This window comes from Bacillus sp. NPDC094077, from assembly GCF_050279465.1.
Lineage (GTDB): Bacteria > Bacillota > Bacilli > Bacillales > Bacillaceae_G > Bacillus_A.
In genome coordinates this window covers 19,611-34,657 of the sequence record NZ_JBNNUF010000014.1, presented here as the reverse complement: position 1 = coordinate 34,657, position 15,047 = coordinate 19,611, and the positions used below count along the sequence as shown (strand labels likewise).

General features: G+C 34.9%; 15 protein-coding genes. 11 read left to right on the top strand and 4 right to left on the bottom strand.

The genetic code is table 11. The features are described 5' to 3' along the window. The first annotated feature begins 17 nt into the window (after positions 1-17). From ACQKNR_RS24215 to ACQKNR_RS24205, 3 genes are all read left to right on the top strand, one after another. Positions 18-854 (top strand): YitT family protein, encoded by an 837-nt coding sequence (locus ACQKNR_RS24215; protein ID WP_427321346.1) that lies wholly within the window; start codon positions 18-20, stop codon positions 852-854. Between the two features lie 230 nt (positions 855-1,084). Further along, positions 1,085-1,441 (top strand): YxeA family protein, encoded by a 357-nt coding sequence (locus ACQKNR_RS24210; protein ID WP_427321344.1) that lies wholly within the window; start codon positions 1,085-1,087, stop codon positions 1,439-1,441. Positions 1,442-2,189: 748 nt separating this feature from the next. Then, positions 2,190-2,948 carry a TatD family hydrolase gene (locus ACQKNR_RS24205; RefSeq protein ID WP_427321342.1) on the top strand — a complete coding sequence of 253 codons (759 nt, stop codon included), beginning with the start codon at positions 2,190-2,192 and terminating at the stop codon, positions 2,946-2,948. Between the two features lie 160 nt (positions 2,949-3,108). On the opposite strand, the gene ACQKNR_RS24200 is transcribed toward ACQKNR_RS24205, so the two are convergent. Next, positions 3,109-4,758, bottom strand: a complete 1,650-nt coding sequence (locus tag ACQKNR_RS24200; protein ID WP_427321340.1) for a DUF2334 domain-containing protein — start codon at positions 4,756-4,758, stop codon at positions 3,109-3,111. A 248-nt stretch (positions 4,759-5,006) separates the two neighbouring features. Between ACQKNR_RS24200 and ACQKNR_RS24195 the strand changes: the two genes are divergently transcribed. Beyond that, positions 5,007-5,537: a transglycosylase SLT domain-containing protein gene (locus tag ACQKNR_RS24195; RefSeq protein ID WP_193414354.1), complete on the top strand. Its 531-nt coding sequence runs from the start codon at positions 5,007-5,009 to the stop codon at positions 5,535-5,537. 106 nt (positions 5,538-5,643) lie between these two features. Here the strand turns inward: ACQKNR_RS24195 and ACQKNR_RS24190 are convergent, their stop codons facing one another. Further along, entirely contained in the window at positions 5,644-6,438 is a 795-nt protein-coding gene (locus tag ACQKNR_RS24190; protein WP_427321337.1) for a DUF4931 domain-containing protein, read from the bottom strand. 136 nt (positions 6,439-6,574) lie between these two features. Then, on the bottom strand, positions 6,575-6,703 hold the full coding sequence (locus ACQKNR_RS24185) for a spore coat protein B (RefSeq protein WP_427321336.1): 129 nt from the start codon (positions 6,701-6,703) through the stop codon (positions 6,575-6,577). 420 nt (positions 6,704-7,123) lie between these two features. Between ACQKNR_RS24185 and ACQKNR_RS24180 the strand changes: the two genes are divergently transcribed. The 7 genes from ACQKNR_RS24180 to ACQKNR_RS24150 all read left to right on the top strand — a co-directional run bounded on the left by ACQKNR_RS24180 (position 7,124) and on the right by ACQKNR_RS24150 (position 14,704). Then, positions 7,124-7,258 carry an RAxF-45 family protein gene (locus ACQKNR_RS24180; RefSeq protein ID WP_098268924.1) on the top strand — a complete coding sequence of 45 codons (135 nt, stop codon included), beginning with the start codon at positions 7,124-7,126 and terminating at the stop codon, positions 7,256-7,258. A gap of 73 nt (positions 7,259-7,331) precedes the next feature. Continuing rightward, on the top strand, positions 7,332-9,263 hold the full coding sequence (gene abc-f / locus ACQKNR_RS24175) for a ribosomal protection-like ABC-F family protein (protein ID WP_427321420.1): 1,932 nt from the start codon (positions 7,332-7,334) through the stop codon (positions 9,261-9,263). Between the two features lie 153 nt (positions 9,264-9,416). Further along, positions 9,417-10,610 carry a sensor histidine kinase gene (locus ACQKNR_RS24170; RefSeq protein WP_427321333.1) on the top strand — a complete coding sequence of 398 codons (1,194 nt, stop codon included), beginning with the start codon at positions 9,417-9,419 and terminating at the stop codon, positions 10,608-10,610. Continuing rightward, the gene (locus ACQKNR_RS24165) at positions 10,607-11,263 is read left to right on the top strand and encodes a response regulator (protein WP_427321331.1); all 657 of its coding nucleotides are present in this window, start codon (positions 10,607-10,609) and stop codon (positions 11,261-11,263) included. Before ACQKNR_RS24170 ends, ACQKNR_RS24165 begins: the two co-directional genes overlap by 4 nt. Before the next feature lie 139 nt (positions 11,264-11,402). Continuing rightward, on the top strand, positions 11,403-12,335 hold the full coding sequence (locus ACQKNR_RS24160; protein ID WP_427321329.1) for an ABC transporter ATP-binding protein: 933 nt from the start codon (positions 11,403-11,405) through the stop codon (positions 12,333-12,335). A 15-nt stretch (positions 12,336-12,350) separates the two neighbouring features. Beyond that, on the top strand, positions 12,351-13,547 hold the full coding sequence (locus ACQKNR_RS24155; protein WP_427321327.1) for an ABC transporter permease: 1,197 nt from the start codon (positions 12,351-12,353) through the stop codon (positions 13,545-13,547). An 11-nt stretch (positions 13,548-13,558) separates the two neighbouring features. After that, the gene (locus ACQKNR_RS24150) at positions 13,559-14,704 is read left to right on the top strand and encodes an ABC transporter permease (RefSeq protein WP_427321325.1); all 1,146 of its coding nucleotides are present in this window, start codon (positions 13,559-13,561) and stop codon (positions 14,702-14,704) included. A gap of 15 nt (positions 14,705-14,719) precedes the next feature. Here the strand turns inward: ACQKNR_RS24150 and ACQKNR_RS24145 are convergent, their stop codons facing one another. Beyond that, positions 14,720-14,917, bottom strand: coding sequence for a hypothetical protein (locus ACQKNR_RS24145; protein ID WP_427321323.1), 198 nt, complete (start codon positions 14,915-14,917; stop codon positions 14,720-14,722). Between the last annotated feature and the right edge of the window lie 130 nt (positions 14,918-15,047).

Here is a 15,047-nt window from a genome sequence, read left to right as displayed (position 1 = left end):
GGGGGGAGGTATGAACTATGGTTAATCAACGTATAAAAGAGATAACATTAATTACAATTGGTTCATTATTATTCGCAATCGGCATTAATTACTTTGCAATTCCAAACCGTTTATCAGAAGGTGGAATTATTGGTTTAACGGTTGTTACTTACTATTTATTTGATTGGTCGCCAGGGATTGTGAACTTTGCTTTAAACGCAGTTTTACTGGCTATTGGTTATAAATTTTTTGATAAGAAAACGATGGTTTATACAATTTTAGGGATTGTAGAAACATCTTTGTTTTTATATGTTACAGAACACATTGAGTATCATGTAAATAGTGATACATTATTAGCGGCCTTATTTGCTGGAGTATTTGTAGGTATTGGATTAGGTTGTATGTTCAAAGCTGGAGGTACATCAGGGGGATCAGCAATTTTAGCTCGGTTAGCAAATCAATATTTAGGTTGGAGTGTAGGCAAGGGTGTACTTATTATTGATATTGTTGTAATTGCTGGTTCTGTATTTATAATAGGGCAAGAAAAAGCAATGTATACACTTGTTGCTGTATTCATCGGGGCGAAAGTGATTGATTTCATTGTAGAAGGAATGGATACAAAAACGGCTGTTACGATTATTTCGAATCAACCAGATTTAATTCGTGAGGCTATTACGAAAAACATGACACGCGGTGTTACTGTATTAGAAGGACGCGGCGGATATACTGGTAAAAATAAAGAAGTTCTATATGTTGTTATTAATAAACAAGAGCTTGTTAAGTTAAAACAAGTTATTAGCCGAGTAGATGAGGATGCCTTCGTTGTTATCCATGATGTACGTGATGTACTTGGCGGTGGCTTTAAAGCAAGCTAAAAGATGAACGAGTAACTTCGTTCATCTTTTTTTATTCCGCATTAACTGCCCGTAAAAGCCCGATTGGTGTGGGCTAATAATCAGAGGGGGATGGACAAAACCCCCTCTGATTAAAGTTTCACTTTATTCTTACAAAAATGTAAGAGTAATGTAATGGGATTCAATGGTAGATTTTATTCCTTCTTTTTAAAATGGATGTATAGATATCCTGTAAAGGAGGAAGGTTTATTATGAAGAAAAAAATGATTGCTACTGTAATAGCGATGATAGCGATAGTAGTAGTATTACTACCTACGAAACTTGGACCGGTTATCGATAAATATAATCCGCTTTATAAGACGAAAGAATACTATACGATTGTGAATACGATTGGTCAGCATGTTGGCGATGAATGGTACGAATATGAATTTGTTGCATTTGATGAACGTGGAAGAGAACAAAAAATAAAGAAAACGGTTAAACATATGTTAAAGAGAGATGAAACGTTAAAGGTGTTCGCGAAAGGACGTTACGGTGAGTCGATTGAAGAAGTTGAGGCTGCAAGTATTCCTATAAATGCGAAGAGTAAACTTTTAGCGATAAGATAGTAAAATATACCCCCGTCTATTTTTTGTCGAAAGAGAAAATACCAGATGGGGGTATTTTATTTTTCGTAAAAAAATGCCCTAGTCCATATAGAGACTAAGGCATTTTTTATTATATAAAGGGGAAGGGGACACATTGTAGTAGCATGAGTGAAAGGTATAAGAAGAGTAGGCTACTAGCAATGTAATTTGGTTATGTGATTGTTCTTCTTATTTGGCTTACTTTCTAACCTTATTGTACGAAATATAGGTAAGGGGAACTATCGAATTACATTACACATAGCTTACAAACATGTAAGCCTTCTGTAATGTAATTCGATGGTTAAAAGATAGTAAATTTCATATAGTGTAACTAGAAAGTCTCAATGTATTACTTTCTGTTTGTAATGTGAATGAAGAATGAAAAACCAACTAATTTTTAATAGTCCTCATCTTTATTTAGATGAGGCTCTTTTTTAAACCTTACAATATTGTAAGGTTTACGTAAGTTAATTCGATAGTAAATTTGTCATATTTTTTGCATAATAGATACAAATAGAGAAAATAATTAGGGAGATAATAAGAAGGGAGAAAAGTGGGATGCATAAAGAAGAAGTAGTGAAGTTTCCAATTAAAGATTTCTGTAGCTACTTTACTGTTGCCGTAGTGTGTATTGGATTATTTGATATCATAACAAATTTAATTGTTAAATAATATAGATGATAAAACAAGAAGGGAGACCCTTTCTTGTTTTTTTTATGGGGGAGTAAAGATGAAATGGATTGATAGCCATATACATGTTGATCAATACAAAGATGAAGAGAAAAGTAGATTACTTAAAGGTGTGGAAAATAGCAAGGAGATACAGGGACTTGTTGCAGTATCTATGAATTATCAATCATGTAAAGAAACTTTATCTTTAGCAAAGAAATATCCCTTTATACACTCAGCAATAGGGTTTCATCCGGAGCAACCGATTCATAAAGGAGAATGTGAGCAGATTTATCAACTCATTGAAGAGCATGCTGAGGAAATCGTTGCAATTGGTGAAGTGGGCTTGCCGTATTATTTAAGGAAAGAAGATGGGAATATTGCTATCGATCCATACATAGCGGTTTTAAAAAGGTTTGTTGAACTAGCTAGTACATATGATTTACCAATTGTATTACACGCAGTGTATGAAGATGCGGATATTGTATGTGATTTACTGGAAGAATATAAAGTTTCACGCGCGCACTTTCATTGGTTTAAAGGAAGTGAAGAGACAATGAAACGGATGATAAGGAACGATTACTATATTTCTATCACACCGGATGTTTTACATAAGGAGAAAATTAGAAAAATCGTTTCGTATTATCCGCTTGAATATATGATGGTAGAAACAGATGGACCATGGGAATTTCAAGAGGATGTTATGACGCATCCGAGAATGATTCGAGAGGTATTAAAAGAAATCAGTGTTATAAAAAACATATCCGTTGATAAGGTTGCAGAAACAATATATGAAAATACAATTCAGTTTTATTTGTAAGGATAGGAGAGTTACTCTTATCCTTTTTATTATTTAAAAAAGGATGGAGTGTATAAGAAGAAAGTTAATGGTGGAAATGAAAATGATCAATGAGTTTTTAATAAAATGCCACGTTTTGATTTAGGTCAAAAAACACCAAGCATCTCGCTTGGTGTTCTTATTATGATTCTAATTTTTTCGCACGTCTTAATAATAAAAGAAAGACAATGATAACGAAGCCAAGTATAAGGAAAAATCCATATTGTTTTATGTAATCAATTACGTCATCTGTACTTGTTGTTTTTTCAACGCGAATGCCGTCTTTATTAGTAGTAATATGAATATCTTTCATTCTTACTTCGTTCGTTTCCTTTTGTAAATCAATCCATTCTATGTTTGGAATGCTTTCTAGATCTTTTAATACTTCTTTTAATGGTTTCACTCCTAAGTATGGATGATAGAATGCACCAATAACTCCATTGGATAATTTAGCGACAGATAAAGCACGTTCTTTCATTTGGGCAATAGCTTGTGGTTTATCTTCTTCAATAAATCCAACTGTTTCAGGCATTAATTTCATTCCATGTAAAAATGATGGTGTACTTCTGTATGCTGGAGAGTGCATGGATTTCCAAGTTGTATCGCTTAACTGTAGTTGTCCTACATAAGTTGAAAAATATCGTGATAATATTTCATATCCTTTTTGGGACATCGTGTAATGAGGTGCTTCAAATGCGACAGGATAAAGTTTAGCATCTACAAGTTCTTGAATACCTTTTTCAATATGATCTGTCGTATATTTTTCTTCAAATGCTTCTCCTTTTTTTATGTACTGGTTATATGCTTCTGTATTGGGGAAGTCATCCTTTGTTTTTGGTTTTTCATGCTTCGGTTGGCGAATTGGTTGATCTGTTTTTACGTCCCAAAATTCAAAGCCTTCACCAGTTTCGCTGTCATAAAATTGGTGAGTATAACCATGCATAATAATCGCTGCACCATCATTTTGCATAGAGCGTAAAAGATCGACTAGTTCAGGTTTATCTTTTAAATGTAGCGTTTTACCTGTCTCTGGATCTATATATACAGGAATAACAGTGATCATATAAGGAATCTTTTTTTTCTTTAATAATTCAGCAATGTCCTGTAATTGGTTTATATCTGCAGCTGGGTGAACGTCCTCAAGACGTAAATAGGCTAAATTTTTATTAGTTTCAGGTTTTTGTTGAAAATAAGAAAATAAGCTTTCGCCAATATAATAAGATATCCAATCAAAGAGGTTGGAAGTTGCAACATAATAAGAATTGTTTTGCTGTACAATTAATGGATAAGTATTATTTCCTCTTAAAGCATGGGCGAGAATTGTTCCATTTGTATCAAGTTGTTTAATTGCTCTCTCTTCCTCTAATGTATTCTTTAGTTTACGTGTTGGATATTCAATTGTATCAGAGTTTATATCTTCATTTTTAAGTGTGATAAACGAAAAACGATTAGATAACTGTTCTATATTTTGACCTAAAACTAGTAGTGGTCCCGGGAAGCTTTCTAGAAATTCTTTTGCCTCAGTAGAAAGTTCTTCTTGTTTTTCACCCACGTAAATAACATGTGTATACGAAGATTTATCGGTTATTTCAGCTAACTGTTTTATGTTTTTAATTGTTATATTATTAGTAAAATGCCCTACTTGTGTATTAAGTATTTGGATATCACTTGTAATTTGATCATCATTTGAACTGTATAAAATAAGGACTTTCGGCTTTTCGGTTTTATGTGCGGAAATAGGGACAGGAATTAATAGTAGTAAACTGAATAAGAGTAATAGCCATTTTTTCATATTATTATTCTCCTAGTTTATATTTAGAATTCAGCTTACAATTATATACAAAAAATAAGTTATAGTCTATGAAAGTTACATCTTTGCACGTATTTACCATATGTTTTTTCACAAAATCGGTCCAAAGCATGATGATAATATGTATAGTTATTTGCTATGATGAAAGAGTAAGAGAATGATAGAATGTGGGTAATTGTAGAGGGAAGGCTGAAAGGGGACAAATTTCAGCGGAGAAAGAGGTAGAGGTAGTGAAGAAATTCTTTGTAGGATTTTTAGTTGTTCTTGGAGTGTATTTATATTTCCAAGGTAAGTCTGAAGGAATGGGTAAGCTAATGAATGAGACAAGCTATGTTGATTCAGAAGAAGCAAAACAGATGAAACAGATCATTATAGAGGAAGCAAAGAAAGTAAATCTTCCAGAATGGATACCTCTTACAATTGCCGAACATGAAAGTAGGTTAAATCCAAGAAGCGTTGGAGATAACGGGACTTCATTCGGGTTGTTTCAATTACATCGCGGTGGTGGGCTTGCACCAGATCATTTAACAGATGAAGAGTTGAAAGATCCACGTACAAATGCACAAATTGCAATGACGCATTTAGTGAAAGGGTACAAACGTGGGGTTCAAAAAGGTTTGACTGATTTTGCATTACTAAAATATATAGCGAATACATCTGGATGGCCAGGAAATTTAGGGCCAGAGTGGACGGATAACAATATGAAGTATAACGTCGGATTAGAGGATGTATACTATCGAAATAAAGGCGTAATAAAGTGAAACTTTAATCAGCGAGGGAGTTTATTCATCCCTCGCTGATTAATAGTTGAACCAATCGGGCTTTTACTGGTCGTTAATGAGGGAAAACAGAGTAGGTTTTCGACACCTACTCTGTTTTCTTATAAATAATTTCGCCTTCTTGTCTTATGAAGTACTGCGCTAGTTGTATTTTCACATCTTCTAACTTTGTAGAAACTTGCGGTATTTTATACCCCACATATAATGGTGAAACTACAAAGCGTGGGACAACTTTACAAATAATTTTTCCATTTAAGTGATAGAAGAATAAGTTATAACTGCTACATCCTTTATGGAAATCTGTCAGAATGTAACGTACAGTTTGCTGAATGTAACTTGCCATTTCATCTATATATGTAGTATCACCAATGATTATGTTGAATTCAGTAAAACCGATAATAGGACGCTCTGAAATATTAAGTTCAATGCGTTCATTTTTTTGAACAATTACCCCTTGGAAATTTTCTTCTTCAATATTTTCGAGATAATCTACATGTTTCATACCGATAATTTGCATGTGTGCATGATGCAAACTTCCACCTGAAAATGGACCATGATTTTTGTATAAAATCACAGATGCAAACTCTTCGTTGTCCTGTAAGTGTAACCAATGTTGAATGGAAAAGTGCATTAGTTTTCTCATATGTTCTTCTGTATATGTTGCGATATGATCTTCGCAATTATCTGTTTCGATTAACACCGTTTGAAATGTATCTTTCAATGTAGGGAATTTATTTTTCAGCCAAATAATAGAACTCTCAGTTGCTAAAATATCCGTTAAATTTTCTCTGTCGCAAAAAGGACATGCAGCGCTTCGGTTCCGAATGCTTTCTGGTTTCTGTTTACCGATATCGTTTAAAAAATATAGTTGTTGTGTATCCATTTGTATATATGCCCCTTTAAAATATGTGTAAAAATCCCGCTTAATACATTCGGGAAAAGGAGAAGGAAATCCTTTAAAGGGAATAGGAAAAAAATAAAAGACAAGATATCCTCATTACAGTAGGGTACCTTGTCTTTTATTTTCTTTTTAATAATGTGTATGGATAATATAGAGCAGTTTTATTATTTTTCTTTTTTCTATTTTTTATTGTGTATAAGGCGATTGCTGTACTTGCGATTACAATAATGGCTTTCTTCATATTCATGGACCCCTTTTTATTGTTGGTTTAATTCTTGGCTAACTGCTTTTGCATCGACTAAAGCGTGTAAAATCATTTTTACCATGTTCATCATATTTCTTCACTCCTTTTTATAGTTCATTTAGTTCCTTTACAACTGCTTGTCCGTTCACTAATACCTCAAAGATTTCTTTTACGATTTCTTTCATCATGATTGTTTCCTCCTTTTGTTTGTCTCTCTTGTTTACATCTTTATTGTATAGGGAGGCATCTTTTCGTACTATCGCTTTCCATTACGTGAACATAACAGTTTTGTAAGATTTGGTGTCACTTATTGAAATGTTTAGTCTATCTTCATTATTTTCAGAAAAATGACTATTCAAACATGAAATAGGGAAGTATAATAAAGAAGTAAGTATTAAATTCCGTACGAAAGGGGTGAATGAGATGAAACGTTCTTTAGCTGCACGTGCCAAATTTTTAGATTTTATCTATTTTTGTCGTGCGATTTTTCATGATGTGGTTGTTAACGGGATACGTATGCCCTTTTTTAACAATTGCATAGTGGCTATTGAACGATAGAAATCTCTTCACCCATTTTTAATAAACGTGTGAAAAGGGAGCTATTTGGCTTCCTTTTTCTATGCCGAAAACCATGGGGAATGTTTCTTTCCCATGGTTTTTTATATTGAAAGGAGTACGGAAAATGACAATTTGTAGTGTAAATAATGTAACGAAATCTTTTGGTGGAAACATCATATTTGAAAATATATCGTTTGAAATAAAGAATGGTGAACGTGTTGGGTTAGTTGGTCGTAACGGTAGTGGGAAGACGACGATTTTTCAGCTTTTAACAGGGATGGAGAGTGTGGATGTAGGAGCTATCCATATGAAGAAAGGAACACGTATTGGTCATGTGGCACAAATTCCAAAGTTTGATGATGGAATAACCGTATATGATGTATTAAGTTCTGCTTTTAAAGCAGAAAAGGAATTAGAAAGAGAAATGCATGCTTTAGAAAAGAATATGGCGGAAGAACTGGAACCATTTGCTTTAGAAAAGTTAATGGAGAGATACGGAGTAATTCAAGAAAGATTCGCATTCCTCGGTGGTTACGAAATAGAAGCAAATATTATGAAGGTAGCAAATGGCCTACAAGTGACAGAACTATTCTCTCGATTATTTACGGAATTAAGTGGCGGGGAACAGACAAAGGTAAGTCTTGCGTATATGCTATTGCAGAAACCAGATTTACTTTTATTAGATGAACCAACAAATCATCTAGATTTATTTGCAGTTGAATGGTTAGAGCAGTTTTTAAAAGAATATGTTGGGACGGTTATGGTCATTTCGCATGATCGGTATTTTCTTGATGAAGTTGTAACGAAAATTTTAGATTTAGAAGATGGAGAAATTCACGTATATCATACGAACTATTCACAGTTTGTTGAGGAAAAAGAAGAAAGGTTGCTTCAGGAATTTCAAGCTTATCAAGAACAGCAAAAGAAAATAAAGAAAATGAAAGAAGCAATTAAGCGTCTACGTGAATGGGCAAATCAAGCGAATCCTCCGAATGAAGGATTGCATAAGAGAGCTAGAAATATGGAACGTGCGTTAGAGCGCATGGAGAAACTAAAGAAGCCTATTTTGGAAAGAAAACAGATGGGACTTCAGTTTGAAGGGCAAGAGAGAAGTGGAAAAGATGTCGTTGTAATGAAAGAAGTTAGTAAAGGATTTGCTGACCGATCTTTATTCGAGAAAGCAAATTTGCATATTCGTTTTCAGGAGCGCGCAGCCATCGTTGGACGTAATGGTACAGGAAAGACTACGTTATTAAAATTACTACTAGAAGAAATCCAGCAAGATGCTGGAGAAATTCGGATTGGTAGTAGTGTGAAAATCGGTTATTTATCGCAACATACGTATGGGAATATGAAGGACAATGTATTGGAAGCTTTCAGAGAGTGTGTAGCTGTAACAGAGGGGGAAGCAAGACACATATTAGCTCGGTTTTTATTTTATGGTCCAGCTGTTTTTAAGAAAGTGACGCAACTTAGTGGTGGGGAAAAAATGAGGTTAAGGCTTGCGCAACTTATGTATCAAGACATCAATTTTTTGATTTTAGATGAGCCGACAAACCATCTTGATATTGAATCAAGGGAAGTTTTAGAGGAAGCACTTGAACAATATAATGGGACTATTTTAGCTGTTTCACATGATCGTTATTTCTTAAATAAATTATTTGAAAAGACATATTGGATTGATGAGCACAAATTATTTGAGTTTGCAGGGAATTATGCATGGGCTCGTCAAAAGTGGGAAGAAAGAATTGAGAAACAAGTAGTGAAAAAGAAGCAGCAAGGGAGTAAAGCGTTAGAAGTGATACCTATAAAAAAGCAGGAGTCTAGAAATTTAGAGAAAGTTGAAAACGATTTAATGCATATAGAAGAAGATATATATGCCCTTGAATGTAAAATGGAAAATGTAGTTGATGTTGAAATGCTTGAACAATTGTATGAAGAAAAAACGAAAAAAGAGTTGTTACGAGCAGATTTATATAATGAGTTAGAGAATATTGTGGAGTAAAGAAAATAGAATGAAAAAGAGCAAGTTGTTTTCTCATATTTTGAGGGAGGGCTTGCTCTTTTTTGTATAACAAAGTGATAAATATTGGTATAATTTTCTTGTTATCATGATAAGAAAATGAGCTTTATGCTACGGAAACGTGAGGGGAATTTTATGTTAGGATACGCGCGGATTGCTACAATTGTCATGATTTGTTTAGTTTACGCAAATCATGTTTCACGTGAAACAGCAAATTTACAAATCTTTGTCGGCATTGCACTTTTTATTTATATTGTGAATCATATTTTGCTTGTAAAAGCAAAAGGGAGTAGGAAACTCATTTTTTATACCTTGCTCGCAAACGGTATTGTCACAGCGTTATTAGGATTTTTATTTCCCGAGACATGTTTGTATTTAATTATATTTGGAATTGATGCGGTAGGATTATTTATTCGTGATTGGCGTAAAAGCATGACTTATTTTTTTATCGTTTTTTTCTTTCTTTGTTGGTTTATAAATATAATGCATACGTACCAACATACAGGAGGTCTGGAATTGGAGGGTAATGCAATTAACTTTATGTTCATCGTTTTCAGTGCTTTAGCTGGAAACTTAATAAAAAAACTTACGGCTGCTCGGCAAATGGTAGATGAGCAATATGGAAAATTAGCATTATCTCATACAGCTTTAAAAGAAGCACATGAACAATTAAGGCTATATGCCAAAGAGGTGGAAGAATTGACAGCTGTTCGGGAGCGAAATGATATTGCCCGAGAAATTCATGATATAGTTGGTCACAATATGACTGCCTTACTTGTTCAGTTACAACTAGCAGAGGCTTTATGGAAACAAAAATCGGACGCTACGGAAGAAGTTTTACATACATGTCATGGGTTAGCTAGAAAATCACTTCAAGAAGTGAGAGCTTCTGTGCATGCCTTAAAAGAGGAAAGTAAACTAGGGAACATAATAGAGAATATACGTGAAATGTTACATGGATATTCTAAAGCGACGAAAGTACAAGTATCTTTTCAATTACAAGGGGACCCGGTTTTGATTCCGTTGTCACTACAGCCTACGTTGCTTCGTATTATGCAAGAGTCTTTAACAAATGCGAAACGTCACGGGAAAGCGAGTTTATATGAAGTGAGTGTAACTTGTTCAACGAAACAAGTTACACTATGTATTTCGGATAATGGTGTGGGCGTCAACGAGGTAAGCCCAGGTTTTGGTTTACTTAATATGAAAGAACGTGTAGAGGAACATGGTGGGACTATTCAATTTGAGAGCGAGATAGAAAAAGGCTTCCGTTTACAGGTTGAATTTCCACTTCAGGAGAAAACGTGGGTAATAGGGGGAACGGTATGATTCGCATTATGATTGTTGATGATCAATCACTCATTCGTGATGGTTTAGCGATGTTATTAAATTTACGTCCGGAACTTGAAGTGGTGGGAACGGCTACTGATGGAGACGAAGTGGTACAAAAAGTGAAAGAGTTACATCCTGAAATTATTTTGATGGATATTCGAATGCCTCGTATGAATGGTGTTGAAGGAACACGTTTAGTGAGAGAACAGTTCCCTCATATAAAGGTTCTTATGTTAACGACTTTTAGTGATAGTGAGCTTATTTTTGAAGCATTAGAGCAAGGAGCGAGCGGATATTTATTGAAGGACATGGAGACGGATGCAATCGTTCAGGCTATTTTAACGGTACACGGTGGAGGTGCTGTGCTTCCTCAAGATATAACAGCACAAATTGTAAAGGAATTGAAAAAGACAAAAGTAGCAGTAGAGTGCCCTCCGCCAGAACAATTAGAACAGTTAACTGAGCGAGAAGTAGATGTTTTAAGAGAAATTGGACTTGGGTTAAATAATAAAGAGATTGCCGAAAAGCTATTTATTACAGAGGGAACTGTTAAGAATCATGTTTCTAATTTAATTAGTAAGCTAGAACTGAGAGATCGAACGCAAGCAGCGATATACGCAGTAAGGTATGGCGTCACAATGTACACATGACTTTTGGCATATATAAGTGTAAAAAAGCAGCAGAATTTGCTGCTTTTTTTATTTTGTATTTCTATCTCAAGGGTGATGGAGAGAAGAAGGAATTTTTCTACAATGAAAGTGTAGATGAATGCAAAGGGGCTGAATCAATATGTTAGTCATAGATCATATTACGAAATCATTTGGCAAGAAGGAAATTGTAAAGAATGTTTCTTTGGAAGTGAAAAAAGGTGAAACATTTGGATTGCTTGGCCCAAATGGAGCGGGGAAATCAACGACGATATCAATGATTTGCGGGTTAATTCCATACGATAGTGGTGATATAAAAGTTGGTGGGAAATCTGTAAAAGAGTATCCATTAGAAGCGAAAAAGAAAATCGGTATTGTCCCGCAAGACATTGCGCTGTATCCGACACTTTCAGCAAAGGAAAATTTGATTTTCTGGGGGAAGATGTACGGTTTAAATGGGAGAGTTGCCAAAAAGCGAGCAGAAGAAGTGTTAGCTTACGTCGGTTTACAGGACCGTGGAAAAGATAAAATTGAAACATTTTCAGGTGGAATGAAAAGACGTATTAATATTGGTGCAGCACTTATGCACGAACCAGAGTTATTAATTATGGATGAACCGACAGTCGGGATTGATCCACAATCGAGAAATCATATTTTAGAGACTGTTAAAAAATTAAATGAAAAAGGTATGACGGTCATTTATACGAGTCATTACATGGAAGAAGTTGAGTATCTATGTGAGCGAATTGCCATCGTTGATCACGGAAAGGTAATTGCACTAGGGACGAAAAGAGAGTTATGTAATCGTCTGACAGATGGGTTTATAGTGAAATTGCAATTAAATCGTTATAGTAAGGAACTGCTGCACAAGCTAAAGGCACTACCTATTGTTGAACGGATTATTTTTGACGAAGATACTAGCACGATTGATATTGGACTAAATGGTGGCGAGGCAATTGGCACAGTTGTTTCGGTAGTTGTTGAGAACAACGCTCAAATTTTAAAACTGGAAGTACAAGAACCGAATTTAGAGGCACTCTTTTTACAATTAACAGGACGTTCACTGCGTGATTAAGGAGGTTAGTGCGAGATGAAAAGTTTCATTATTGCATGGAAAGATTTAAAAATCCGTTTAATTGATCGCCGCGGATTTATGATGATGTTAATTATGCCGCTTTTATTAACAGCGATTTTAGGTTCAGCGTTAAGTAATGTATTTGATAGTGGTGGACTACCGAAAACAGTAATTGGCTATTATCAAGAGGGAACGGATGAGTTTGCAGATGTCTTTCAAAAAGATGTATTGCAATCTAAAGAAATAAAAGATGATGTGAAAGTAAAGATAGTTAACTCCCAAGAAGAGCTTGAAAATATGTTAAAGGAAAAGAAAATCGATGTAGGAATTATCATCCCAAATAAATGGAGCGAACAAGTACAAGATGGAAAATTAAAAGAACCAAAGGTGCTTATAGACCCATCAAAAGATATACAAGCAAAAATTGCAGAGTCAATGATCCGCTCTTTTTCAGAACGTGTTCAAACGGTCGCAGTATCTACTAAAAGTGTTGTAACAGAATTAGCAAAATCTCAGCAGGGTGATGTAGCACAAGTTGCAAAAGAGGTAAGTGGAAGTCTACAGACGATAGCAACTACAAGTGCGGATAACATTGAAAGAGGAACGATAGGTAAAAAAACAGTTGCAGCGATGCAATATTATGCAGCAGCAATGTTAGTCATGTTTTTACTATATAACATAACAGTAGGTGCAAAGTCAGTTGTAACAGAGCAACGAACTGAAACGTTGGCGCGTTTGTTCAGTACACCGACGAGCTCATTTTCAATTTTATTCGGGAAGTTTTTAGGTACATTACTATTTGCCTGCATACAATTTGGAATGTTTATAGTTGCTACACACTTTATGTTTCATGTGGAATGGGGCGAAGACGTGCCTCAAATAGTAGTGTTGGGAATTTCTTATGCAATTTGTGTTTCTGGTTTATCTATGTTAATTGCAGCCTTTATTCGTGAGGAAAAAACGGCAGATTTAATGGGGGGAATCGGTATTCAAATACTAGCTATATTAGGGGGATCAATGTTACCGATTTATGTATTTCCCGATACACTTCAAACAGTTGCGAATATTGCTCCGAATAAATGGGCACTTACGAGCTTCTTAAATATTATGTCGGGAACATCTTGGGATGTGCTGCTCCCTGTTATTTTAAGTTTATGTAGTACAGGAATTATCTCCGTTATGATTGGAACGTTACGTTTACGTACGAGATAGGAGGGGAAATGATGAAGAAGGTTTGGGCGCTTTGTTGGCTAGAGTTAAAACAAATTTTAATAAAGCCACAAAGTTATATACTCATGTTTGGAATGCCTATTATTTTCACACTCATTTTCGGCGGACTTTTAGGTGGAAGTGGGAATGAGAAAGTAAATGTTAGCTTAGTAGATGAAGATGGTTCTGTAGTATCTAGCAAGTATTATGAGGAAATAAAGAAGAGTGACTTAATTTCTATAGAGAAAGTAACGTATAAGGAAGGGAAACAGAAGATTGAAAACAAAAAATCATCGGGTATAGTTATCATTCCGAAAGACTTTCAAAAGAGTATGCTAGATAGAAAGGTAGAAAATATCGAATTTCAAGCTAGTGCTGATTTTACTGGTGGAACTTCTGTAGAGCAAGTATTGACAAGTGCGTTAAAAAAGATGGAGATAGAAGTTAGTGCAGCAAGAGATTTCGAGAAGAAAAGTAACACTTCGTGGGAACCGATGTATAAAGAAATCTATACAAAAGTAGATCCTGTTTCGATTCAAAAAGAATCAATTTTACATGATGATCAAAAGTTAAATAACGTTACAGGGCGAGCTGCAGGTTTTTCAATTCTATTCGTTATGATTGTCATGTTAAGTGCGACGGGAACTATTTTGAAAGCTAGACAACTTGGTGTTTGGTCTCGTTTATTAGGGGCACCAGTTTCAAAAGTTCAAATACTAGCAGGATATATCCTTTCCTTCTTTTTAATAGGGTGGATTCAATTTGGAGTTTTAATGATATTAACGCATTCATTATTTGATGTGCAGTGGGGGAATTTATTAGGGGTTATTACACTCGTTTCAGTATTATTATTAGCTGTCATTGGTTTAGCCTTATTATTAGCAAGTATCGTAAAAACAACAGAACAGCAGTCAGCACTAGGTAATATCGTTGTAATTTCAACATGTATGATTAGTGGTCTTTATTGGCCGATTGAAGTTGAACCGACGTGGATGCAAACGGTGGCAAATTTTGTTCCGCAAACGTGGGCGATGCGTGGCTTTACGGAGTTAATTGTAAGGGGAGGTACATTAGCAGATATAGGAGGATATATTGGTATACTCATTTTATTTGCAGGAGTATTTTTCATAATCGGTTTAACAAGAATACGTTACGACTGAAAAAAGAAAGCAGAGTTACAGCTTTACGCGCTGAGCTCTGCTTTCTTTTTGTTTGGTATCTTCCCTCGTTGAAATTATAATAGCGATCCCGAACATAATAAAAAAGGCTAAAAAGAGGACGAACTTTGGGAAGAACGGGAATAGTAATAGCGCCCCGACTATCATAATTGTTAATAATACGTAGTGCAGGACGTATTGGAATAGGTTGTCCATGTTTTCGCCCCCTTTTTGGTAATTGGTTAATAGTATTCTATGTTTCATGATGAACAAATAGAAGTGAATTTTTATGTTTTTTAATACGAAATGTGGATGCATTAACTAAGTAAACATTAGAAACGAAAAG

Coding starts and splice junctions, on each gene's coding strand:
- ACQKNR_RS24170 (WP_427321333.1), top strand. CDS start 9,417: ATGTTAGGATACGCGCGGATTGCTACAATTGTCATGATTTGTTTAGTT.
- ACQKNR_RS24165 (WP_427321331.1), top strand. CDS start 10,607: ATGATTCGCATTATGATTGTTGATGATCAATCACTCATTCGTGATGGT.
- ACQKNR_RS24200 (WP_427321340.1), bottom strand. CDS start 4,758: ATGAAAAAATGGCTATTACTCTTATTCAGTTTACTACTATTAATTCCT.
- ACQKNR_RS24145 (WP_427321323.1), bottom strand. CDS start 14,917: ATGGACAACCTATTCCAATACGTCCTGCACTACGTATTATTAACAATT.
- ACQKNR_RS24160 (WP_427321329.1), top strand. CDS start 11,403: ATGTTAGTCATAGATCATATTACGAAATCATTTGGCAAGAAGGAAATT.
- ACQKNR_RS24190 (WP_427321337.1), bottom strand. CDS start 6,438: ATGGATACACAACAACTATATTTTTTAAACGATATCGGTAAACAGAAA.
- ACQKNR_RS24150 (WP_427321325.1), top strand. CDS start 13,559: ATGAAGAAGGTTTGGGCGCTTTGTTGGCTAGAGTTAAAACAAATTTTA.
- ACQKNR_RS24155 (WP_427321327.1), top strand. CDS start 12,351: ATGAAAAGTTTCATTATTGCATGGAAAGATTTAAAAATCCGTTTAATT.
- ACQKNR_RS24210 (WP_427321344.1), top strand. CDS start 1,085: ATGAAGAAAAAAATGATTGCTACTGTAATAGCGATGATAGCGATAGTA.
- ACQKNR_RS24185 (WP_427321336.1), bottom strand. CDS start 6,703: ATGAATATGAAGAAAGCCATTATTGTAATCGCAAGTACAGCAATCGCC.
- ACQKNR_RS24205 (WP_427321342.1), top strand. CDS start 2,190: ATGAAATGGATTGATAGCCATATACATGTTGATCAATACAAAGATGAA.
- abc-f (WP_427321420.1), top strand. CDS start 7,332: ATGGGGAATGTTTCTTTCCCATGGTTTTTTATATTGAAAGGAGTACGG.
- ACQKNR_RS24215 (WP_427321346.1), top strand. CDS start 18: ATGGTTAATCAACGTATAAAAGAGATAACATTAATTACAATTGGTTCA.
- ACQKNR_RS24180 (WP_098268924.1), top strand. CDS start 7,124: ATGAAACGTTCTTTAGCTGCACGTGCCAAATTTTTAGATTTTATCTAT.